At 54.3% G+C, this 22,534-nt stretch carries 22 protein-coding genes; 1 reads left to right on the top strand and 21 read right to left on the bottom strand.

What is annotated here, in order from left to right; genetic code table 11:
- Position 1: 1 nt before the first annotated feature.
- The 3 genes from GXP72_RS08820 to bhsA form a co-directional block, all read right to left on the bottom strand.
- Positions 2–2,140 (bottom strand): DUF3274 domain-containing protein, encoded by a 2,139-nt coding sequence (locus tag GXP72_RS08820; protein ID WP_208763760.1) that lies wholly within the window; start codon positions 2,138–2,140, stop codon positions 2–4.
- Positions 2,137–4,650 carry a type VI secretion system tip protein VgrG gene (gene vgrG / locus GXP72_RS08815; RefSeq protein ID WP_208763759.1) on the bottom strand — a complete coding sequence of 838 codons (2,514 nt, stop codon included), beginning with the start codon at positions 4,648–4,650 and terminating at the stop codon, positions 2,137–2,139. Before vgrG ends, GXP72_RS08820 begins: the two co-directional genes overlap by 4 nt.
- 828 nt (positions 4,651–5,478) lie before the next feature.
- Positions 5,479–5,736 (bottom strand): multiple stress resistance protein BhsA, encoded by a 258-nt coding sequence (gene bhsA, locus GXP72_RS08810; RefSeq protein ID WP_008500777.1) that lies wholly within the window; start codon positions 5,734–5,736, stop codon positions 5,479–5,481.
- A gap of 244 nt (positions 5,737–5,980) precedes the next feature.
- Here bhsA and GXP72_RS08805 point away from each other — a divergent pair, with 244 nt between their 5' ends.
- Positions 5,981–6,616, top strand: a complete 636-nt coding sequence (locus tag GXP72_RS08805) for a TetR/AcrR family transcriptional regulator (RefSeq protein ID WP_024909039.1) — start codon at positions 5,981–5,983, stop codon at positions 6,614–6,616.
- 59 nt (positions 6,617–6,675) lie between these two features.
- Here GXP72_RS08805 and GXP72_RS08800 read toward each other — a convergent pair whose 3' ends face one another.
- The 18 genes from GXP72_RS08800 to fabD form a co-directional block, all read right to left on the bottom strand.
- Complete coding sequence (locus GXP72_RS08800; protein ID WP_008500779.1) at positions 6,676–7,215, bottom strand: glycine zipper 2TM domain-containing protein; 540 nt, start codon at positions 7,213–7,215, stop codon at positions 6,676–6,678.
- A 193-nt stretch (positions 7,216–7,408) separates the two neighbouring features.
- The gene (locus tag GXP72_RS08795; RefSeq protein WP_061715538.1) at positions 7,409–8,713 is read right to left on the bottom strand and encodes an NAD(P)/FAD-dependent oxidoreductase; all 1,305 of its coding nucleotides are present in this window, start codon (positions 8,711–8,713) and stop codon (positions 7,409–7,411) included.
- A 238-nt stretch (positions 8,714–8,951) separates the two neighbouring features.
- The gene (gene ycfP, locus GXP72_RS08790; RefSeq protein ID WP_008500781.1) at positions 8,952–9,494 is read right to left on the bottom strand and encodes an alpha/beta hydrolase YcfP; all 543 of its coding nucleotides are present in this window, start codon (positions 9,492–9,494) and stop codon (positions 8,952–8,954) included.
- A gap of 34 nt (positions 9,495–9,528) precedes the next feature.
- Positions 9,529–10,554, bottom strand: a complete 1,026-nt coding sequence (gene nagZ, locus GXP72_RS08785; RefSeq protein ID WP_208763906.1) for a beta-N-acetylhexosaminidase — start codon at positions 10,552–10,554, stop codon at positions 9,529–9,531.
- Between the two features lie 11 nt (positions 10,555–10,565).
- Positions 10,566–11,390: a thiamine kinase gene (gene thiK / locus GXP72_RS08780; protein ID WP_208763758.1), complete on the bottom strand. Its 825-nt coding sequence runs from the start codon at positions 11,388–11,390 to the stop codon at positions 10,566–10,568.
- Positions 11,371–12,018, bottom strand: coding sequence for a penicillin-binding protein activator LpoB (lpoB, locus tag GXP72_RS08775; RefSeq protein ID WP_024909035.1), 648 nt, complete (start codon positions 12,016–12,018; stop codon positions 11,371–11,373). The genes thiK and lpoB overlap by 20 nt, the downstream gene beginning before the upstream one ends.
- A gap of 10 nt (positions 12,019–12,028) precedes the next feature.
- Positions 12,029–12,403 (bottom strand): YcfL family protein, encoded by a 375-nt coding sequence (locus tag GXP72_RS08770; protein ID WP_024909034.1) that lies wholly within the window; start codon positions 12,401–12,403, stop codon positions 12,029–12,031.
- A gap of 1 nt (position 12,404) precedes the next feature.
- Positions 12,405–12,764, bottom strand: coding sequence for a purine nucleoside phosphoramidase (gene hinT, locus GXP72_RS08765; protein ID WP_006809243.1), 360 nt, complete (start codon positions 12,762–12,764; stop codon positions 12,405–12,407).
- 247 nt (positions 12,765–13,011) lie between these two features.
- Entirely contained in the window at positions 13,012–14,445 is a 1,434-nt protein-coding gene (gene ptsG / locus GXP72_RS08760) for a PTS glucose transporter subunit IIBC (protein ID WP_023311158.1), read from the bottom strand.
- Between the two features lie 296 nt (positions 14,446–14,741).
- Positions 14,742–15,536: a metal-dependent hydrolase gene (locus GXP72_RS08755; protein WP_032650858.1), complete on the bottom strand. Its 795-nt coding sequence runs from the start codon at positions 15,534–15,536 to the stop codon at positions 14,742–14,744.
- A gap of 10 nt (positions 15,537–15,546) precedes the next feature.
- Positions 15,547–16,551, bottom strand: coding sequence for a DNA polymerase III subunit delta' (gene holB, locus GXP72_RS08750; RefSeq protein WP_090417355.1), 1,005 nt, complete (start codon positions 16,549–16,551; stop codon positions 15,547–15,549).
- Positions 16,548–17,189 (bottom strand): dTMP kinase, encoded by a 642-nt coding sequence (tmk, locus tag GXP72_RS08745; RefSeq protein ID WP_024909031.1) that lies wholly within the window; start codon positions 17,187–17,189, stop codon positions 16,548–16,550. The genes holB and tmk overlap by 4 nt, the downstream gene beginning before the upstream one ends.
- Positions 17,179–18,201 carry a cell division protein YceG gene (yceG, locus tag GXP72_RS08740; RefSeq protein WP_032650855.1) on the bottom strand — a complete coding sequence of 341 codons (1,023 nt, stop codon included), beginning with the start codon at positions 18,199–18,201 and terminating at the stop codon, positions 17,179–17,181. Before yceG ends, tmk begins: the two co-directional genes overlap by 11 nt.
- A gap of 2 nt (positions 18,202–18,203) precedes the next feature.
- The gene (gene pabC / locus GXP72_RS08735; RefSeq protein ID WP_090417357.1) at positions 18,204–19,013 is read right to left on the bottom strand and encodes an aminodeoxychorismate lyase; all 810 of its coding nucleotides are present in this window, start codon (positions 19,011–19,013) and stop codon (positions 18,204–18,206) included.
- Positions 19,014–19,133: 120 nt separating this feature from the next.
- On the bottom strand, positions 19,134–20,375 hold the full coding sequence (fabF, locus tag GXP72_RS08730) for a beta-ketoacyl-ACP synthase II (protein ID WP_024909028.1): 1,242 nt from the start codon (positions 20,373–20,375) through the stop codon (positions 19,134–19,136).
- Positions 20,376–20,466: 91 nt separating this feature from the next.
- A complete protein-coding gene (acpP, locus tag GXP72_RS08725) occupies positions 20,467–20,703 on the bottom strand; it encodes an acyl carrier protein (RefSeq protein WP_003857954.1) in 237 nt (78 codons plus the stop codon).
- Positions 20,704–20,857: 154 nt separating this feature from the next.
- A complete protein-coding gene (fabG, locus tag GXP72_RS08720; RefSeq protein ID WP_008500795.1) occupies positions 20,858–21,592 on the bottom strand; it encodes a 3-oxoacyl-ACP reductase FabG in 735 nt (244 codons plus the stop codon).
- 12 nt (positions 21,593–21,604) lie between these two features.
- Complete coding sequence (gene fabD, locus GXP72_RS08715; protein WP_024909026.1) at positions 21,605–22,534, bottom strand: ACP S-malonyltransferase; 930 nt, start codon at positions 22,532–22,534, stop codon at positions 21,605–21,607.

Here is a 22,534-nt window from a genome sequence, read left to right as displayed (position 1 = left end):
GTCACGATTCCCACCACTCTTTAGCACCCGCAATCCCCAGCTCCCGGTTAGATTTTGCCTTCGGCATGTCCCATTGCAGATTTGCGACTTCCTGATTGCCCACGGCTAAATCACGGGACGGGATCACTTTTGTGGCATTGTTAAACTGGTTGACCACGCCAAAATCGCCTGTAGGTAACGCACCCTCTGGCTTGTTCATAAACCATTTAGTCGTCGCATCTGGTAAATTACCTGAACGATAATACTCTGCTGCTTGCTGGTTTTTATTCAAAGGATCACGCCAGTCAGCACGGTGCAACAGGCCTTCCCAGAATTTACCCGCCTGATAGTCAAAGGACTTACACTGACCAATTGCCAAGTCGAACGCCATCGCGTGCGACGGTGCAAATTCACTCGCAACGATAGAAGAGTGCTGGCTGTAGCCTACCGGATCGGTTTTCTGCCACTCCTTTTCAAGTTCATCACGGGATTTAAGCCAGGTCAGCTTCAACTGAGAAAAATCCCTCGTTCCCGTCACTTCACCGCGAATAACTTCATGCCCCCGATCAAAACTTTCCACCTGCAGCTCGTTAGGTGTTAATACATGGCCTGGTTGCCAGCTGATACGCTGATAGCTACTAAGTGCATAGGTAGCCGATGCCGTGCGCGAAATGGCACTGGCTTTAGCCGAATAGGAAATGTAAGCATCCGGGCTGTCCGGATCGATGTAAGCCGTGTACGGTTTATCACTGGTCTTCGGATCATTATCCGGATGGTTATCCTGCCCCATGAGCTTGAACATAAACGGCTCCGGCAGCTCTTCGCCGTTTATCACCACATCGCTGTACGAGTAACCCGCATTCATCACTGGCGTAGTACTGAAATCGCCTTTCCGCTCCGGTGCCATCTTAAACGGTTCCGTCTCCAGTCGCCCTACCCAGCGGTGCTGGCAGAATACACGCTGACGCAGGTTAGGAATGCCGGCAGCCAACTTATCAGGAATCCCCCGCCAGCCGAATCCCTGGATGTTTTGCAAAGACACAGTGCCATCCTGCGGACACCAGTAGTTATAAACCTTGCCGTTATTATCACGACGATATCTGGCGTCCTCGCGTAACGGGTTATCAGAAGACTTGCGTGATGCGCAGCTGGCTTCCATCGCCAGCATATCTGCCTCTGACAGCTCTCCGCCTTTGAACTGGGTTGCCATCAGTGCGCAAAAATGCTTAAACGTCTCCTGTCGGGCAAACGCCGTCTGGTGATGACCGGGCTGTGCGTCTTCACTAAGACGTCCTTCCAGAGAATAGGGTGAGTGATTCAGAATGACGCAGTTAACCGGCTCATATCCTGCCTGTTTAACCAGCATATTTGCCAGCATGGTGATGATGGTTCCCTGGCTATGTGCCACCACGTTAATCACATCATTTCGCGTCACCAGCGGTTCACGTATCTGAAGGATCAAATCCGCCAGCCGCTGGGCGGCAAAAAACTGATAGATGCGGTGCGGATTCTGGAATATCGGGTGCGTGTAATCGCCACCGTTCATGTGCAGCGAGGCAAAACCAGCGGCGGCCAGCGCAGCGCCACCAGCCCCCGGACCCAGCATATCGGGAATGTTGGTTGTCGCATTGGCAAACGTCCCTCCACCTTTGGCAAAATTCGTATCGAGGGCGTTTTTGAAATTATCGTTCTGGTACTTAAACGCACCTTTGCCGTCGTTACCCAGCTCCGCTTTTTTCTTCTCGTCATTCTCCTGATAAGCATCAAACGGTATATTCGCCTGGCTACCCAACTTCGCCACTTCATCCCGGTATCGCTTCTGGTCTGCCTGGTAGTCTTCATGCGTAACAGGCTTATACCCCCAGTAGAACGGGATAACAGGCGAACGGCCAGGATGGGTAATTCTGTAATCACCCCATTCATGCACGTAAAAATCCTGACGATTAAGACGCTTACTCAGTCCCACAAGAATGCCTTTTTCCTGGTTCTGGTAGGCCTCCCCGACGTCGTTTACCCCGTGAACGAGGATCACAATCCCCGGCATCGGACGCGGGACGCCCACACGGCGGGTCTGGGCCACCTCCCCCAGACTTTTGTGAACAGGAATATCACCTTCAGATATCACCCGTGGGGCATACGGGCTTTGTTTGGCTTCCGTCATTCCATTAACTCCATTTTGTAGGTATCCAGGTCGTCGGCATCGAGCAGCGATGAATGGCCGTTGCTGTCAGTTATGCCTTCCACCACTTTCCCGGCAGTACTGGTCAGCCTGAATTTTTTGTTTGCGAGAATCTGCTCCGGGTCGTCTCCGGCGTGCAGCTGGTAGCGGAGTTTAAACGCGCCCTGATTGAACGGCGGGACCGTGACCTGTGCGCTTTCCGGGCCGTCATACTTCAGATTTGGCCCTTTCAGTTCGATTCCCGTTGGCGAGAAGATGGTGACCAGTCCGTTCGGACTGACGCGTATTCCGCCACCGCCACAGACCAGCTGTATGCCCTGCTTGGCGCTGCCGTTCAGCTGTCCGTCGGTACTCGCCATCGTGAAATCCTTCAGCGAAAGCATATGCATTTCCCCGCGCTGGGCCTGCGTCGTGATATCCCCGGCACCGGCAATCATCTGAATGCCGAGCTTGCGGGCAAACAGCGAGAGTTTTTCCCCCACGGCCAGCGAGAACTTTTTCACCACGTTTACGCTGGTATCCTGGCCCGCCGTCACAATCACATCTTTCCCGGCAGACAGCTGCAAACTGTCCGGCGTGACGTGCGCCTGACCTTTGTCGGCATAGGTCAGCAGGCCCGCGCCGGTAAGGTTAGTCAGCGTCTGGCGCAGTTGACTTTGCTGATCGGTTTCCACATTACTGGCCCCGGCTGTCAGTGCGCTTTGTTGCAGCGTCATTGCCAGCGACAACGCTTTCTCCAGCTGCTCAATGGCGGCCGTCATATCCAGTTGCTTACCCGCAGCACGCGGTTGCGCCTCCGTGGTGATCATCACCCCTTTTGCGGCACGGAGCGCCATGTGATTGTCAGTGCGCGCTTCCACACCTTCACCGCGCTGCTTTCCCTCCGCGTCAACGAGGTGGCCAGCGCTGACCTGACTCTTGCCGTACTCCGTGGAAATCTTGATGTGTTCCTGACCGCGGCGGTCCTCCAGGCGGATTTTGTTCGAAGCAGCAGTGCGGATCACGTTGCGGGTGTCGTTGCGGTTTGTAACCAGATCAGGGTGTTTACCGTCATGCATGACATGCGCAATAAAGGGCCGGTCCGGATCGCCGCCTTCAAAGGCTACAGCCACCTCTGTGCCGTCCAGCAGCGGGAAATGAAAACCAAACACATCCCCGCCGTACGGTCTGCCCAGACGCATCAGCGCACTTTCAAATCCGTCACGTTTCTCGTCGAGGTCAAAATCAAACTTCACGCGGTATCGGCCCTGAGCATCGACTCCGGCGTACGTGTGATCCCGATTGATGGCCGCCACGCGACCGGGTACCGTACCGGCAATCACCGGTCGCGACAGATATTCCGGACGATAGCTGTAGCCGTTCAGATAAGGGATCCCCTTCAGGATGGCACGGTAGTGCTGTGCACGACTGCCGGAAAGCGTCATTGTGGTGACAAGAAAACCGTGTTTAAACCCGTCAGGAATATCCCCTGTCGGGTGGAACATCACACCCGGCAGCAGTGCCGGGTCACTGGTTGTCCCTCCCAGCACACTCTGTTTGTTCAGCAGGCGCTCATAGCGCAGGCGTGCGCAGAACGTGGCTGTTTCCGCCTCTTCACCGTAAAAATCGCCGTCCTCCAGATAATGATCGGCATAGTGATACTGTTTTCCGCTGGTTATCCCGTCGGGAATATCATTATCGAAAATGGTTTTATCCGCCTGTGGCGAAAATGGATTGCGGTAGTTATACGTACGCACCAGCACGCTTTCGGGAATGAGTTCGTATTGTTCTTCAAGCTCGGTAATGTATTCTTCATGGCTGGTCATGCCGGAATGGCGAACGTACGGCAGCTTCTTATCGTTGAAGATATAGCGGCAGCCACCGTCACCAAAGACAACCACCGTTTCGCCCTGTACCTTGTCATGGTTTTCAAAGCGGAACCAGATCCCCACCTCGGCCAGCAGACGGCGGATAAACTGGAGATCGGTTTCTTTCCACTGAATAATCATTTCGCGGCTGGGGTAGCTGTGGCTCAACTGATCAAAATCGATGTTGTAACCCTGAAAACGCCCGCTCTCCTTCATCAGCTTCGTGACGAGCTCTGGCACTGTCACATTCATGTATACGGCCGAACGGTAATTCCGGTCCAGCAGCGCCAGATCATGCTCCAGCACACACTCGTAAAGGGCTTCATCGGCAGATGACTTCAGACGGGCAAACGACGTGATCACTCCGTTAATCTGGCGCACCGGCAGCCAGGGCTCCTGATTGTGCCAGTCAGATTTCGGATTCGGGGCACGCAGAATAAATTCCGCCCTCTGATTGAGGACATCGTTGACGGCAATGTTTGATGCCGGGCTGGTAAAACGGATGGTGTAGCGATAGGGCTTACTGAGTTCTTCTTCCCCGGTAAAAGAGTGAACATCCGGTAAAACAGATTTGCCTCGTGGAATATACAGTAAATAACGGTTTAACGTATCCTGTTGCTGAACAATGCCTGACGGTCCTTTCATCGCAAAATATCCATAATAAAGAATGACTGTTTATTAAAAAACAATACTCTCACAGACCATTGAATAAAATGTCATTCCGTAACACATCACAGAATGTTACAAAATACATATCATTCAGTTTAAAAATAAATAAAACAACAATATTCACACCATAAATAAATATGACCCGGAATAATACCCGACCCGTATATAACAATTCAGTCGGTAACAACAATATGGACAACGCGCTTTTCCTGTGAACGCATCATCAGATATTCAAGAACCGCCGTTGAAGGGTTATTTGGCCCTTTTTTCCTGCTATAAATCGCTCTTCCCTGGCGAACAGCAATAAATATTAAACCGGTTCGCCGCCTGATAAGAATATACGGTAGTTTCCGTAAGCGGAATTTTATCTGCCACCAGTATATGAGGATAAAATCCGTCCCGGTATCCAGGGTTCGCAGGAGGAGGCAAAGAGCCGCTGCTTAAATTCAAGAGAATAATCAGGGCAACTTTTTCGCCTGCCGCGAGTCACTTTTTTCCGCATATCTGACACTTTGATACCCACCACCTATTTGGTAGACACCACTTTGTTGGTTGCATCAGATTATGGCCAGACGACTCTCGCTGGACGCATACAAAGAGCGGGAAAAGGTATCCACGGACGGGTAAGCATCCATAACGAAGTCCATATCGTGTTCAGACGAAAAAAAATCCGGGCTCAGAGGGGCTGAACCCGGATTGTCCCTTACTGGCAGGATCGTTCAAGTGTTCTTAAACGATCGGCATTACTGCACATGTGCAGGGCGTTTTTTATTGCAGTGGCATAAATGAGGGTTTATGCCCGGCTTATTTGTAGATGACAGCCGTGCCGTGCAGGGTGTTAGGACCGGTCACAGAGGTGATGCGGTAAGATTTTGCACCCATCTCTTGCGCTTTTTGCGCCAGCTGATCTTCCAGTGAACCCAGGTTAGTCCCGGCAGACGCAGAGATCGTCCCGACTTTATGCTGATCGACCGGAGTGGACTGTACCTGTACAGCAGCAAAGCTTGCGAAAGAGAGTGAACTCAGGACAGCAGCAGCGATGAGGGTTTTTACGTTTTTCATGATGTTTACCTTTAGCAGATGAATTTGGAGGTCGTTATCTATTTAGTTAACGATCGATAGGTAAATCATAAATGTGATCCAGGTCACGCGTCAACATAATTTTATAACGACCATTAACTTAATTTTAAAGTCGTTATTTTTCATATAGATATGATTAATATATTTTTAAGCATTCAGCACTGGTGGTGGGTTGCGTTTATTTTTATAATGGTTATTCACCAAACCAACAGAGGACCAACGGCACATGACAACCGACGTCACGAGTTGTGCGAAGAAAAGCCGTGGCCGACCAAAAGTGTTTGACAGGGATGCAGCGCTTGATAAGGCCATGACTCTCTTCTGGCAACATGGGTATGAAGCAACCTCGCTTTCCGATCTGGTAGAAGCCACCGGAGCCAAAGCGCCGACGCTGTATGCCGAATTTACCAATAAAGAGGGGCTGTTCAGGGCGGTGCTGGACAGATACATTTCGCGCTTTGCGGCGAAACACGAAGCCCAGCTGTTCTGTGAAGAGAAAAGCGTCGAACAGGCGCTTCGCGACTATTTCACCGCCGTCGCGACCTGCTTCACCAGTAAAGAGACGCCTGCGGGCTGCTTTATGATTAACACCTCTGCCACCCTGGCGGCGTCCTCGAAAGAGATTGCCAATACGGTGAAATCGCGGCATGCCATGCAGGAAGAGACGCTCAGCGCATTTCTGGCTCAGCGCCAGCAGCGCGGTGAAATCCCTGCGCAATGCAACCCTCAGCTGCTGGCGCAATACCTGAGCTGTATTTTGCAGGGGATGTCGATCAGCGCCCGTGAAGGGGCTACGCTGGAAAAACTGCAGAATATTAGCGAAACCACGCTGCGACTGTGGCCTGAGCTACTGAAAATCTGAAGCAAAAAAAAGCTCCTCAGCCTGAGCGCATGAGGAGCTAAATTCAGAGAACATCTTTTTTACACTTTGTTATTCAGAACCAGCTGGCCATTTCCATCCAGTGGAATTTGCGTGCCCGGGTCTTTATCCATGCGGATTTTGCCCTGCTGATCGCCAATTTTGTACGTCACGTCATAGCCCAGCATTTTTTCCGACTTGTCATAGACGGTTTTGCAGCGTTGCTGAGTCGTGGTGTAGGTATCATTATCCTGCATCGCGCCCTGTACCTGGTTACCGGCATAGCCGCCACCCAGCGCGCCGACCACGGTCGCCACATCTTTACCCCGGCCGCCGCCGAACTGGTGACCAATCACGCCCCCCGCTACCGCGCCCAGAACAGAACCGGCAATACGGTTTTCATCCTGCACCGGACGACGGTGCGTCACGGAGACGTTACGGCACTCCTGACGAGGCGTTTTTACCGTTTCTTTAATCGGTGTAGCAGAAACCACCTGCGCATACTGCGGGCCGCGATCTAATACGTTGAGACTGGCAACGGCAGCCACACCTAACGCAGCCGCGACGCCAATCCCTATACCCGCCAACATTGATTTATTCACGGGACTTCCTCCTTTGTTGCTATTGGTAACAATTTTGCAATGGAGGCATCGCTTCGCCAATAAGATAAAGGATCAAAAAAGGGGCGTTGAGAGGAGATATATTGTATTTAGGAGAACTCTTAAGCACTCAAACTGTGATCTACAGCATGAAATGCTAAAAACTCCCTCCGGAGGACCCGGAGGGAGTGAAAGATTAGTGCAGCTTCAGACGCGGACGGATCACGCGGTTGATTCTGCCCACCAGCATCATCAGCCCGGTTTTGAAGTAGCCGTGCAGCGCAATCTGGTGCATGCGGTACAGGGAGATATACACGAAGCGGGCAATGCGCCCTTCTACCATCATTGAGCCGCGCATCAGGTTGCCCATCAGGCTGCCGACGGTAGAGAAGTTTGACAGCGACACCAGTGAACCATGGTCTTTATAGACATAGGCTTTCATTGGCTTGCCTTTGTACTGCGCCAGAATGTTGTGCAGCACCAGGCTTGCCATCTGGTGAGCGGCCTGCGCGCGCGGCGGCACGAATCCACCTTCAGGACGCGCGCAGGAGGCACAGTCACCGATAGCAAAGATGTCAGGGTCGCGCGTGGTTTGCAGCGTTGGCTCGGTGACCAGCTGGTTAATGCGGTTCGTTTCCAGACCGCCGATCTCTTTCATAAAGTCAGGCGCTTTGATACCTGCCGCCCAGACCATCAGATCCGCTTTGATATACTCGCCGTCTTTGGTGTGCAGGCCGCCTTCGTCGGCGCTGGTCACCATGGTCTGCGTCAACACCCGCACGCCCAGCTTGGTGAGCTCATTGTGCGCCGCACCGGAAATACGCGGAGGCAGCGCAGGCAGGATGCGTTCACCGGCTTCGACCAGTGTGACGTTCAGCGCTTCGTTAGTTAACCCTTTGTAACCGTAGCTGTGCAGCTGTTTCACTGCATTGTGCAGCTCCGCAGACAGCTCAACGCCCGTCGCACCACCGCCGACAATGGCGATATTTACCTTACCGTTCGCACCCATATTGCTGGTGTACTTCAGGAACAGGTTCAGCATTTCCTGATGGAAACGACGCGCCTGGTGCGGGTTATCGAGGAAGATACAGTGCTCTTTCACGCCCGGCGTGTTGAAGTCGTTGGAGGTACTGCCCAGCGCCATGACCAGCGTGTCGTACGGCAGCTTGCGCTCAGGAACGAGCAGCTCCCCTTTTTCATCACGCAGTTCTGCCAGGGTGATGGTTTTGCTTTCACGGTTGATGTCCACCACCGAGCCCAGCTGGAACTGGAAATGGTGGTTGCGCGCGTGCGCCAGGTAGCTGAGCGCGTCCACGCCCTCGTCCAGAGAACCGGTCGCCACTTCGTGCAGCAGCGGTTTCCACAGGTGGCTGTGGTTACGATCCACCAGCGTAATTTTGGCTTTTTTACCGCGACCCAGCTTCTTGCCCAGCTGTGTAGCCAGCTCCAGCCCGCCAGCACCACCGCCTACAATAACTATCTTTTTCAATGGCGTAGTCAACGTGACCCCCTCAAATTATTAACCAATTGTTAATTAAAAGTTATAAAAATAACCCTTAATTAACAACAGGTTACAGCACTGAAACCATTCAGGTGCATTGAGAATACCACGTCAGGCGCATTGGTCATACCAAAATTGATATGCATCAAGTTTTGATGGCTTAAAAGTAGACAATTCTGGTCAAAAAGAAAGCCCGGTACGCTTTCGCGGCCGGGCTTTGATGCCTGCGGATAAGGGATTAACCCAGCGTTTTAAACGCTTTGATACGCTGCAGATGCGGGGAGATGTTCTTGAACTTGTGGGTCTGTTCTTCGTCCCAGACGATCTCATAGTAATGATGCAGCAGTTCTGCTGCCCGATGGCTGTTGAGCGCTTCATCATTACGTGAAAGGATCACCAGGCAGCGGTCGCGGTTTTTCTCACGAAAATTGCTGACGCACTTGGTCGCAATATCGACATACTCTTCCGGGCGGTCGATTTTGCCTTCCATGTTCTCGTTCGGGAACAGGTTAGGATTGAACACCACCTGGCGAATGTCGCACAGGAAGCCAATCCGCTCCGCCCAGTAGCCGCCCAGCCCCACGCCGCAAATCAGAGGGCGATCGTCGACGTTGAGCTGCAACATCTTGTCCACCTCTTTGAGCAGATGCTGCATATCATGCTTCGGATGGCGCGTGCTGTAGCTGATCAACCGTACATCCGGATCGATAAACTGCAGCTGCAGCACCTTCTCATGATTACCAGGACTGTTTGAGTCAAAACCGTGTAAATAGATGATCATCGTCTTCTCACCACGCTACGCCTTCCGGGAGGGTTTACAGGCTGGCTTTATGTGCCTGCCAGCGCTCATTCAGGTCTTCAAGCCGGGCGTTGACCGTCTTCCAGCGCGCCGAATCCATCAGCTCCTGACGGCTAAATGAACCTTTATGATACAATTGTGTAACACGCTCTGCATTGATCGGCGACAGGTTATCCAGCACGCTAACGGCACCTTTACGATTATTGCAGACCAGGATCATATCGCAACCTGCATCCAGCGACGCCTGACCGCGTTCAGCGTAGCTGCCCATAATCGCCGCCCCTTCCATCGATAAGTCGTCAGAGAAGATCACGCCATTGAAGCCCAGCTCCTGACGCAGAACGGTTTTCAGCCAGTGCGGAGAGCCGCTGGCAGGGCGCGGGTCAACGTCGCTGTAAATCACGTGCGCAGGCATAATGGCATCCAGCTTGTTGTCGGTGATCAGCGACCTGAACACCGACATATCTTTGGCGCGAATTTCCGCTTCCGGGCGCGGATCGCGCGGGGTCTCTTTGTGTGAGTCCGCCGTCACCGCGCCGTGACCCGGGAAGTGTTTCCCGGTGGTTTTCATTCCGGCATCGCGCATACCGTCGATAAACCGGGTCGCCATGGCCAGCGCAATACGCGGATCTTCATGGTATGAACGCTCGCCAATGGCGGCGCTGATATGCCCCACGTCCAGAACCGGGGCAAAACTGATGTCGATATCCATGGCGATCATTTCGCTGGCCATCAGCCAGCCGGCCTCCTGCGCCAGTTTCCCCCCCTCTTCCGTGCCTAACAGCGCGGCAAAAGACTGGGCAGCCGGCAGGCGGGTAAACCCTTCGCGAAAACGCTGCACGCGGCCGCCTTCCTGATCGACGGCGACCACCAGATGATTGCGCGACGCGGCGCGGATCTGACGCACCAGCTCACGCAGCTGCGCCGGATCGTGATAGTTGCGGGTAAACAGGATCAGGCCACCCACCAGCGGATGCGCCAGAATTTCACGCTCCTCCGCATCCAGCTCAAACCCTTCTACATCCAACATGACTGGACCCACATCCACCTCTCTTATCCTTTCGTTTGTAACTGACGCCAGGCATCGTCTGCCAGCGCAATAAAGTGTTTGTCTCTTGACTGCCGATAGCGCATTTCAAACCAGCCAGCCATTAACATGACGACCCAGGGTCGCCAGCATCTGACCTGACGCCTCAGCGCCTCGGGGTCAATATGTGCCACCTGGGCGTAGTCCCTGATGAGTATTTGCCGCGCGGCGTCACTCTCCGTCCAGACTGCCGCCAGCTCCAGCGCCACATCGCCATCTCCGGCATACTCCCAGTCGATAAGCCTGATGCCCGCTGGCGTATGAACAATATTCCCGGCATGAACATCCATGTGCAGCGGCGCGAGCCGAATCGGCTGCGGCTCGCCCGTTTTACGCAGCCGCTTGAGATGTGCCAGCCACATTGGGGTGCGTCTGTCAGGCTCGGCCTGCTGCCAGTAGCGTTCAAGCAGCGGGTATAACGTGATTCGCCATCCCAGACGTGGCTGCCGGTGCAGATGATACAGCATCGCCGCGAGCGCCGGCGTGTCCGGCAGCTCGCTTTTAACGTCACCGTCCAGATAGTCGACGGCCATCCAGCCCTGTCTGAAAAAACGGGGGGCTGGCACGAGATCTGACGGAAGACGTCTCAGGGCATGAAACTGACGACGAAAATGGGAGGCAGGCGCGTAGGGCTCGTGATTCTGCCGCAAGACCAGACGGTGTTCGCCCTGCGCTATAATGCAACTCGCGCCGCCAAGCCCGGAGTGGGCCTGCGGCGCGATAAGGCGGTACTGAGGAAAATAGCGCGTCAGAATCTCTTCACGCGTGCTGTCATTGTTGCGTAACCGCACCTTTACCTGACCAGATAATTTCGCCTGTCTGAACCAGCATCAGCTGCATCTGCAGGGCTGGGGTATTCACGTTACCGGTGGCGTTAGAGTAAAGCACATACTGTGCGCCAACGTTACGGGCAATGCCGATCGCCTTGCTGCGTGTGCCGAGACTATCCTGCGGCGACAGGCCCAGCTGCTGTTTGGCTACCGCGAGCTGCTGAGCCGAGACCAGCGTAAACTTGCCGTTGTTAGCCAGAGCATTGCGCAGGGTTTCTGTCGCTTCGCCCGCGTTCAGTGAACCGTTGGTACGGTTGTTGACGCTGTCGACCAGCAATACGCTGCCCGCCGTCACGCCCTGCGCCTGCAGCATTTTACCGACCATCGGCTGCATTGCCCCATTCCAGTCGTAGTGGCGCACGCGCGGTGCAGGCTGCGACGTCTGGTCCGGATGCTCAATCGGGCCTGGCTGCGCCGGTATAGACGGTACGGACGGCACGGTTGGCTGCGGCTGCGTTGGCTGCGTTGGCTGTTCTGTGCCCGGTTTCGCCTCTTCCACAGGCGCAGGCTGTTCAGTTCGGGTCACACACCCTGCCAGGAACAGCGCGAAAGCTGTCACGAGCGCATAGCGGCTCAAGTTTTTAATCAAGGTTCACCCCTCAGAGATAAAGATAAAGTCTCACCTTATGCGCACCCAGATAGTTGGCGCTGCCATAGAGCGTTACCGACGACCTGGCCGGAATGGTGACGCTGCGCGGCGCCTCCAGCGGATGCATTTCGAGACCTCTTACGTCATACCAGAAAAAACGGTAGTGGACCGTCACGGGTTCGTGTCTTTCATTAAAGAGCGTAGAGGAGGCAGATGAGTTGATTTCACTGATGGTCAGCGCGGGCTGTTGCGCCGTGATGCCCGCGGCAAGCACGGAGGATTCCATGACCAGCGTCTGTTCATCGTTCACGGGGATCGCCGGGCGCGTGCTGCACCCCACAATCATCATCGTCACTACCAGCGCTGCAATACGCCCTTTACGCATGTCAAAGACCTTTATGTGCCAGCATCGGCCCCAGAGGACGTCCACCCAGCAGATGCATGTGAATATGATACACTTCCTGGCCACCATGACGATTGCAGTTCATGATCAGACGGTAACCGTCTTCTGCAATCCCTTCCTGTTCAGCGATTTTCGCGGCCACCGTCAGCATACGACCTAACGCCACTTCATGCTCGGTTTTTACGTCGTTTACAGTCGGAATCAGAATATTGGGAATGATAAGGATGTGCGTCGGGGCCTGAGGGGAAATGTCCCGGAAAGCCGTCACCAGTTCATCCTGATAGACGATATCCGACGGAATTTCGCGGCGGATAATTTTACTGAAAATCGTTTCTTCAGCCATGACCTTTTCCTTTTTTGTTTAATCTGGCGCAATGCGTCCGCTGTAAACACACTCCCGGGATCGGTGTGTGACACAATTCAAGAGTATGAGCGAGTTTCTCCTGTCCTTTCAACCTCCTCCCTCGATTTCTTTCCTGAATGTTCATCAGCTGAGTGAAGAGTGACCGCTTGCGCGTCTCAGTGGCGTTTTTTACGACACAAATAAAAAAGGCAGCCATTCGGCTGCCTTAGTCTCCCCAGGTCACAACTTAGTTGCTGCGGATGTACTCATCCATTTCGGTTTTCAGGTTATCGGATTTGGTACCGAAGATTGCCTGTACACCAGAACCTGCAACAACTACGCCCGCTGCGCCCAGTTTTTTCAGACCCGGCTGGTCTACTTTCGCGACGTCGGCAACGCTCACACGCAGACGAGTGATGCACGCGTCCAGGTTAGTGATGTTCTCTTTACCACCGAACGCAGCAACCAGTGCAGGAGCCATTTCGCTGGTCGCGCCAGCTTTGCTGTCTTCTGTCGCATCTTCACGGCCTGGGGTTTTCAGGTCCAGTGCTTTAATCAGCACGCGGAAGATGGTGTAGTACACAACTGCGTAGCACGCACCGACAATTGGGAACAGCCACAGCTTGCTGCTGTTACCGGACAGAACGATGAAGTCGATCAGGCCGTGAGAGAAGGACGTACCGTCACGCATACCCAGCAGAATACAGATTGGGAACGCCAGGCCCGCCAGAATTGCGTGGATAACGTACAGGATCGGCGCAACGAACATGAAGGAGAACTCGATCGGCTCGGTGATACCGGTCAGGAACGAGGTCAGCGCTGCGGAGATCATGATACCGCCCACTTTTGCACGGTTCTCTGGCTTCGCAGAGTGCCAGATAGCAATCGCCGCTGCAGGCAGACCGTACATTTTGAACAGGAAGCCACCAGACAGTTTACCTGCAGTTGGGTCACCCGCCATGTAACGTGGGATATCGCCGTGGAATACCTGGCCTGCTGCGTTGGTGAATTCACCAATCTGCATCTGGAATGGAACGTTCCAGATGTGGTGCAGACCGAATGGCACCAGGCAACGCTCGATGAAGCCGTAGATACCAAACGCCACAACCGGGTTCTGGTAAGCAGCCCACTGAGAGAAGGTCTGGATAGCGGAGCCGATTGGTGGCCAGATGAAGGACAGGATCACGCCAGTGAAAATCGCTGCCAGACCAGAGATGATCGGAACGAAACGCTTGCCCGCGAAGAAGCCCAGATACTCAGGCAGCTTGATGCGATAGAAGCGGTTGAACATATACGCTGCAATCGCACCGGAGATGATACCGCCCAGAACACCGGTGTCCGCCAGGTGTTTCGCGGCAATCTCTTCTGCCGGTAAATGCAGAACCAGCGGCGCAACCACAGCCATGGTTTTCACCATGATGCCGTAGGCAACCACTGCAGCCAGCGCAGAAACGCCGTCGTTATTGGTGAAGCCCAGAGCCACACCGATCGCGAAGATCAGCGGCATGTTAGCAAAGACAGAACCGCCTGCTTCGGCCATCACGTGGGAGACTACGGCTGGCAGCCAGCTGAAGTTAGCAGAACCGACACCCAGCAGGATACCTGCAATAGGCAGTACGGATACTGGCAGCATCAGCGATTTACCGACCTTTTGCAGGTTAGCAAATGCATTCTTAAACATAATTGAGAGTGCTCCTGAGTATTTGTGCTTTTTTACGCTTTCACGCATTGGCCCGGGGGGAGTACCGTGCCGTGGACAGGACATCTAAGCGCCCTTTATTTATTACACAGAGTAAAATAATTCCCTCTGAGTTTGTTTGACGGCTATCACGTTTCAGCTTAAGGCGGTCGAAAAACTTTCAGTTATTTACAAAAAGCATGTCCGGATGTGTCTAAAAACACCCTCACCGCCCCAAATGAGGCGGTGAACTTTACTCGCTTTACTTATTAATTACGAGCCTAAAAAAAACAGGTGTATCAGACAGATTGCAGGCGGGCGGGGTCGATATGGAACAGCGTGGAGAAGTTTTCCGTCGTCACGCGGGCCAGCTCATCAATGCTGACGCCCTTCAGTACGGCCATGTACTCAGCCACATCTCTCGTCATAGCGGGCTGGTTCTCTTTACCGCGATGCGGTACCGGTGCGAGATACGGAGAATCGGTCTCCACCAGAATACGATCGAGCGGAACATAACGTGCAGCATCACGCAGCTGCTCAGCGTTACGGAACGTCACGATCCCCGAAAACGAGATATAAAACCCCAAATCAAGCAGCTTACCCGCCGTTTCTCTGTCTTCTGTGAAACAGTGTAGTACGCCACCGCAATCCGTCACGTTTTCTTCCCGGAGGATCGCCAGGGTATCCGCACGCGCGTCGCGGGTGTGGACGATAACCGGCTTGTTCAGCTCCCGGCCAATGCGAATATGGTTGCGGAAGGACTCCTGCTGACGCGGTTTGGTTTCCGGCGTGTAAAAATAGTCCAGCCCGGTTTCCCCCATCGCCACCACGCCCTCTTCTGCTGCCAGTTGGCGCAGATCCTCAACGTCGTACGCCTCGTCCTGATTCAGCGGATGCACGCCGCAGGAGAACACCACGTTATCGCGAACGCCCACCAGCTCACGCATGGAGCGGTAGCCCGGCAGCGTGGTTGCCACCGCAAGACAGAATTTCACATCGCGGGCAGCGGCTTTTGCCAGCACGTCATCCACGTTTTTATGCAGGGATTGATAATCCAGGCCATCAAGATGGCAGTGTGAGTCGACTAAAAACATAATGTCTCTCTCAGAGATGGGAAACCGGCGGTGTGACGCCGGGTTGCAGGTAATGTTCGATACGCAGTAACTGGTCGGTCAGTAAAAGCTCGCGATTAAGGCCCGTCACGGTTAAAAGCTGTTCTCGGCTCTGGCAAATTTCATGAAGCATCGCATGAAGAATCGTCCCTGAGAGGCGGTTCGCCAGCGTATTCACCAGCGACCACGCATCCGGGTTGGTCAGCAGCGTTGCCCCTTGCTGAGTTTTGAGTGCATCCAGCAGCAACGAGGCCAGCCAGTGCAGACGCTCAACGGCCCGATCGCTGTTAAGCGCAGGCAATACGCTTAGCCAGTCGTGGTTATTCAGTGCCGTTTCAACAGCCCGGCAGAGCGTTTCTCGCTCTGACCATACGTCAGGCTGCAGTAATGCCAGCGCCGCCGCGGGCGCGCCGCTGCTCAGGCGCAAGGCGGTCAGCGCACTCTCAGGTGACGTTGTCACCTCGCGCTCAAGCCAGCTCAGCGCCCACGATTCCTGGGGCACCGCCAGGTGATGAAGACGACAGCGGCTGCGCAGCGTCGCCAGTAATCGTCCCGGGTCACGACACGAGAGGAAAAACCACGTTTTAACCGGCGGCTCTTCCAGGGTTTTCAGCAGGGCGTTAGCCGCCGCCTCGGTAAGCTGTGTGGCGTCTTTGAGCCAGACCACTTTAGCGCCGCCCAGTCGCGCGTGCTCGTACAATTTTTCACTGACTTCCCGCACGGCATCAATACCGAGCGCGCTTTTGCCCTTCTCAGGCTCGAGGGTGTAGTAGTCAGGATGCGTGCCCGCCTGCATCAGCTGACAGCCACGGCATTTACCACAGCTCTTGTGCCCTTCCGGCTGCTGACACATCAGAAAACGGGTGATGGCATAAATCAACGCATCATCACCCATCCCTGGCAATGCCTGAATCAGTAACGCATGATGCCCCCGACCCGCCTGATAGCTGCCGATCAGCTGTTCAAAGTGTGGGCGCAACCATGGATACCATTTCATGCCTGCTGCTCCTGCACCCACTGCGTAATGGTATGCTGAATGTCACGCGTGACGTCGTCCAGGGACTGCGTCGCATCGATGGTACAAATTGAGCTGTCCTGTGCGGCAAGTTCAAGATAGCGCGCACGGGTGCGGTTAAAGAAATCAAACGACTCTTGTTCAATGCGGTCCAGCTCACCGCGCGCGCGGGCACGCTTGAGGCCCACTTCCGGAGTCACATCCAGATAGAGCGTCAGGTCGGGGCGAAAATCCCCCAGTACGGCATTACGCAGCGTGGCCAGCATGGTCTGGTCGATACCGCGTCCTCCGCCCTGATATGCCTGAGTCGACAGATCGTGACGGTCACCAATCACCCACTTGCCGCCGGCCAGGGCAGGTTTGATAACCGTCTCAACCAGCTGAACGCGCGCCGCGTAGAACATCAGCACTTCGGCTTTGTCAGTGATAACTTCGTCGCCGACGGATTTAATATCCAGCACCAGGCTGCGCAGCTTTTCAGCCAGCTGCGTGCCGCCCGGCTCGCGGGTAAATACCATGTCCGCCACGCCAAGCGCTTTTAGCGTATCCACCACCACGTTGCGGGCGGTAGTTTTACCCGCTCCTTCGAGTCCCTCAATGACAATGTATTTACTGCGCATTTTTTTCCTTAAGTGCCTTCAGATAGTCCTGAACAGAGCGATTGTGGCTGGCAAGGTTGGTGTTAAAGGTGTGTCCCCCTTTTCCATCAGCCACAAAATAGAGATACGGTGTTTTTGCCGGATGCGCAGCGGCTTTAAGCGACGCTTCGCTCGGCGTGGCAATCGGACCTGGCGGTAATCCGCTAATCACGTAGGTATTATACGCCGTTGGCGTCTCCAGATCTTTTCTTGAGATCTTGCCGGCATAGCTCTCGCCCATGCCGTAGATAACGGTAGGGTCGGTTTGCAGACGCATGCCGATGCGCAGACGGTTGATAAATACTGACGCCACTCGATCGCGCTCGGCGGCAACGGCGGTCTCTTTCTCGATAATTGAGGCCATGGTGACAAACTGGTTTTGATCTTTATACGGCAGCCCGTCCATTCGCCCTTCCCAGGCGGCATCCACGGCGGCGACCATTTTTTTGTGCGCCCGCTTAAGAATCGCCACATCAGTCGTGCCTGCGGTATACATCCAGGTATCCGGCCAGAACCAGCCTTCCACCCACTCAGGATGCTCAAACTTGAGCACGTCGGCCACCGTCTGATAGCTGTCATCCTTCAGGGTATGCTTAATATACGGCGCATCGCGCAGCTGTTTGAGGTAATCGCTCAGGCGCATCCCTTCCACAAATCGCAGGGGGAACTGGGCTTCCTTGCCGCTTTCCAGCAGCTGCAGCATCTCTCTGACGGTCATTCCCGGCGTAAAGCGATAGGTACCGGCTTTGAAATGTGACAGCTCAGGCTCCACGCGCAATAACCACTGGAATACCCGTGGACGATTGATAATCTTGTCGCCATAGAGCTGTTCCCCAAGCGCCTGGCGGCCGGTTCCCGCTTTCAGGGTAAAGATCGTTTCGTCTTTAACCAGGATCTTGCTGTCAGCCAGCTGGCGAACTTTCCATACGCCAGCTCCGCCAGCGACGCCCAGCGCAACGATGAGGATAAGGACAAAGCGCAACATTTTTTTCATGACTATCTGGTTTGCTCACATATCGGGGCTAAAAACTGAAACAGCTCGCGCGAAGACCAGCGTTGTTGGCCATACGCACGGACGGGTACAACAGGCATCAGCGCATTGCAGATGATGACTTCATCGGCAGTCTGTAGCGCGGCTTCTCCTGCGCTAACTTCGACAACGCGATAGCCAGAGCGTGCCAGCTGTTGCAGACAAAACTGACGCATTAACCCATTTACGCCAGCGTGTTCCAGCGACGGAGTGAACACCTCTCCCCCCTGCCGCCAGAGTAAATTAGCCGCACAGCATTCCGTAATGAACCCTTCGCTGTCAAGAACCAGCGCCTCATCGGCGTCCGTCTGTTCAAGATGAGTACGAATGAGCACCTGCTCGAGGCGATTGAGATGCTTAATCCCGGCCAGCATCGGGTTCCGTCCCAGTCGAACCGGGCTCAGCGTCAGCGTGACGCCGTCCTCTCGCCAGCGAGAATAATGCGCAGGATAAGCAGAAACGGAGAGAATACGCGTTGGGTTGATACACGATGCGGCGCTGTAACCCCGGCCACCACTGCCGCGGCTGATGATGACCTTGAGCACGCCGTTGTCCTTCCCGGTTGCCAGCTGGCACATTTCCTGGCGCAATGTGTCCCAGTGCGTAAAGGGGATCATTAACTTTTCACAGCCATACTGCAGACGTCGAATGTGCGCCTCCAGAAGGCAGACATCGCCATCCAGAATGCGCGCCGTCGTAAAGCAACCATCACCGAACTGTATCGCCCTGTCGCTGGCAGGCAGCGTGTCCTGCTCAAGGCCATTGATTAAAAACATGGTGGCTCCTTATGCGTGGGCATTTAGTCTGGCAGGATGTCATGCAGCCGACAAGAAGATTAGGCTTAATAAAAAAGGCCCGGCAAGCGGACCTTTTTAAAAGCTATCGGGACGTCAGGATCAGATCTTTTTGAAGATCAGAGAACCGTTGGTGCCGCCGAAGCCGAAAGAGTTACACAGGGTGTACTCCATACCGCTAACCTGACGCGCTTCGTGAGGAACGAAGTCCAGATCGCAACCTTCATCCGGGTTATCCAGGTTGATGGTTGGTGGAACAGCCTGATCGCGCAGCGCAAGGATGGAGTAGATTGACTCTACTGCACCCGCCGCACCCAGCAGGTGACCGGTCATGGATTTCGTGGAGCTCACCATTACGCGGCTGGCAGATTCGCCGAAGATAGACTTAACCGCCTGAGCTTCAGCTTTATCGCCTGCTGGCGTAGAGGTGCCGTGCGCGTTCACATAGCCAATTTGTGCTGGGGTAATACCCGCATCACGGATCGCGTTTTCCATCGCCAGCGCAGCACCCGCGCCGTTCTCAGGAGGAGACGTCATGTGGTAAGCATCGCTGCTCATGCCGAAACCAACGATTTCAGCATAAATTTTCGCACCGCGTTTTTTCGCGTGTTCGTACTCTTCCAGTACGATCATGCCCGCCCCGTCGCCCAGCACGAAGCCGTCACGGTCTTTATCCCACGGACGGCTCGCCGCCTGCGGGTTATCATTACGGGTAGACAGCGCACGCGCCGCACCAAAACCGCCGACACCCAGTGGGGTACTGGCTTTTTCAGCACCGCCCGCAACCATAGCATCTGCATCGCCGTACGCAATAATGCGCGCGGCCTGGCCGATGTTATGTACGCCAGACGTACAGGCGGTGGCGATAGAAATGCTTGGCCCACGCAGGCCAAACATGATGGTCAGGTGACCTGCCACCATGTTAACAATCGTGGACGGAACGAAGAACGGGCTGATCTTACGCGGGCCGCCATTCATCAGAGATGTATGGTTTTCCTCGATCAGGCCAAGACCGCCAATCCCGGAGCCGATAGCGGCGCCGATACGGGTTGCGTTCTCTTCCGTAATCACAAGGCCAGAATCCTGCATGGCCTGAACGCCAGCGACAATTCCATATTGAATGAAGGCATCCATCTTGCGCTGTTCTTTGCGCGAGATGATCTCTTCACAGTTAAAATCCTTTACTAAGCCAGCAAATTTCGTTGCATAGGCGCTAGTATCGAAATGGTCGATTAGGCTGATGCCGCTCTGACCGGCAAGGAGAGCTTTCCAGGTGGACTCTACGGTATTGCCGACAGGAGACAACATGCCAAGTCCGGTCACAACTACACGACGCTTAGACACGTTTGTCCTCCAGGGAGGGATAAAAAAAGAGATTCGTGGGACTAAAAAAGATAAAACTCAGGCGGTCGAATGACCGCCTGGAGATGTTCACTTACGCCTGGTGACCGTTGATGTAATCAATGGCAGCCTGAACGGTGGTGATCTTCTCAGCTTCTTCGTCCGGAATCTCAGTATCAAACTCTTCTTCCAGAGCCATTACCAGCTCAACGGTGTCAAGAGAATCTGCGCCCAGGTCTTCAACGAAGGAAGCGGAGTTCACAACTTCTTCCTGCTTAACGCCCAGCTGTTCGCCGATAATTTTCTTAACGCGTTCTTCGATAGTGCTCATACTCTTAAATTTCCTATCAAAACTCGCTTTCGCGATGGTTTTCGTAGTGTATAAAATGTTGAAAAATTTGCAACTAAATCCCGGCAGTTCGTACCACGATTTTACGTTATTTTGAGGCCATTCGCCCTAATAACGCAAATATTTTTCATCGTGGTTAAACCATATACATCCCGCCGTTGACGTGGAGGGTCTCACCAGTGATGTAACCCGCTTCGTCAGAGGCTAAAAATGCAACCGCACTGGCGATTTCTTTAGGGTCGCCAAGACGACCCGCCGGAACTGCCGCCAGCGTACCCGCACGCTGCTCATCAGTCAGCGCACGCGTCATGTCCGTTTCAATAAAGCCCGGAGCAACAACGTTTACCGTAATACCGCGGGACGCAACTTCACGTGCCAGCGACTTACTGAAACCAATCAGACCTGCTTTCGCCGCAGCGTAGTTAGCCTGACCAGCATTTCCCATGGTACCAACCACAGAACCGACAGTGATAATACGACCATGACGCTTTTTCATCATAGCGCGCATTACCGCTTTTGACAGACGGAATACAGATGACAGGTTGGTTTCGATGATATCGTTCCACTCGTCGTCTTTCATTCGCATTAACAGGTTATCGCGAGTGATCCCGGCATTGTTTACCAGAATATCCACTTCGCCAAACTCTGCGCGAATATTTTCCAGAACAGATTCGATAGATGCAGGTTCAGTCACATTCAGTACCAGACCTTTACCGTTTGCACCCAGATACTCGCTGATGGCCTGAGCGCCATTCTCGCTGGTTGCTGTTCCAATCACCTTCGCGCCGCGCGCAACCAGTGTTTCAGCAATTGCACGCCCGATACCGCGGCTTGCGCCAGTGACCAGGGCGATTTTTCCTTCAAAACTCATGGTATTCCTCTTTTATTGCGAGAGTGCCGCTGACATCGCTTCCGGCTCGTTAATCGCCGAGGCTGTCAGGGTGTCAACAATACGTTTTGTCAGACCGGTGAGGACCTTACCTGGGCCGACTTCATACAGATGCTCAACGCCCTGAGAGGCCATAAACTCAACGGTTTTGGTCCACTGTACCGGGCTGTAGAGCTGGCGAACCAGCGCGTCGCGGATAGCTTCCGGCGTGGTTTCGCATTTCACATCGACGTTGTTCACAACGGAAATCGTCGGTGCGTTAAACGTAATTTTTTCCAGCTCAACCGCCAGTTTCTCGGCGGCAGGCTTCATCAACGCACAGTGAGACGGCACGCTGACCGGCAGCGGCAGCGCACGTTTAGCACCCGCCGCTTTACAGGCCGCACCTGCACGTTCAACCGCTTCTTTATGGCCGGCAATAACCACCTGGCCCGGCGAGTTGAAGTTAACCGGAGAGACCACCTGGCCTTCTGCAGATTCTTCACATGCTTTTGCAATTGCAGCGTCATCCAGACCGATGATGGCAGACATACCGCCCGTGCCTTCCGGCACAGCTTCCTGCATGAATTTGCCGCGCAGTTCCACCAGACGTACCGCGTCAGCAAACGCGATCACACCGGCACACACCAGCGCAGAGTATTCGCCCAGGCTGTGACCCGCGAGCAGCGCGGGTGCTTTACCGCCCTGCTGCTGCCAGACACGCCACAGCGCAACGGACGCGGTCAGCAGCGCGGGCTGGGTCTGCCAGGTTTTGTTCAGCTCTTCGGCCGGCCCCTGCTGGGTCAGCGCCCATAAATCATAACCCAGTGCATCAGAAGCTTCACGGAAAGTCTCTTCAATGACCGGATAGGTTGCTGCCATTTCAGACAACATCCCAACGGTTTGAGAGCCCTGGCCCGGGAACACAAAAGCAAATTGCGTCAT

This window comes from Enterobacter sp. SES19 (assembly GCF_011765665.1).
Lineage (GTDB): Bacteria > Pseudomonadota > Gammaproteobacteria > Enterobacterales > Enterobacteriaceae > Enterobacter > Enterobacter pseudoroggenkampii.
This window is presented reverse-complemented; position numbering and strand designations above follow the sequence as displayed.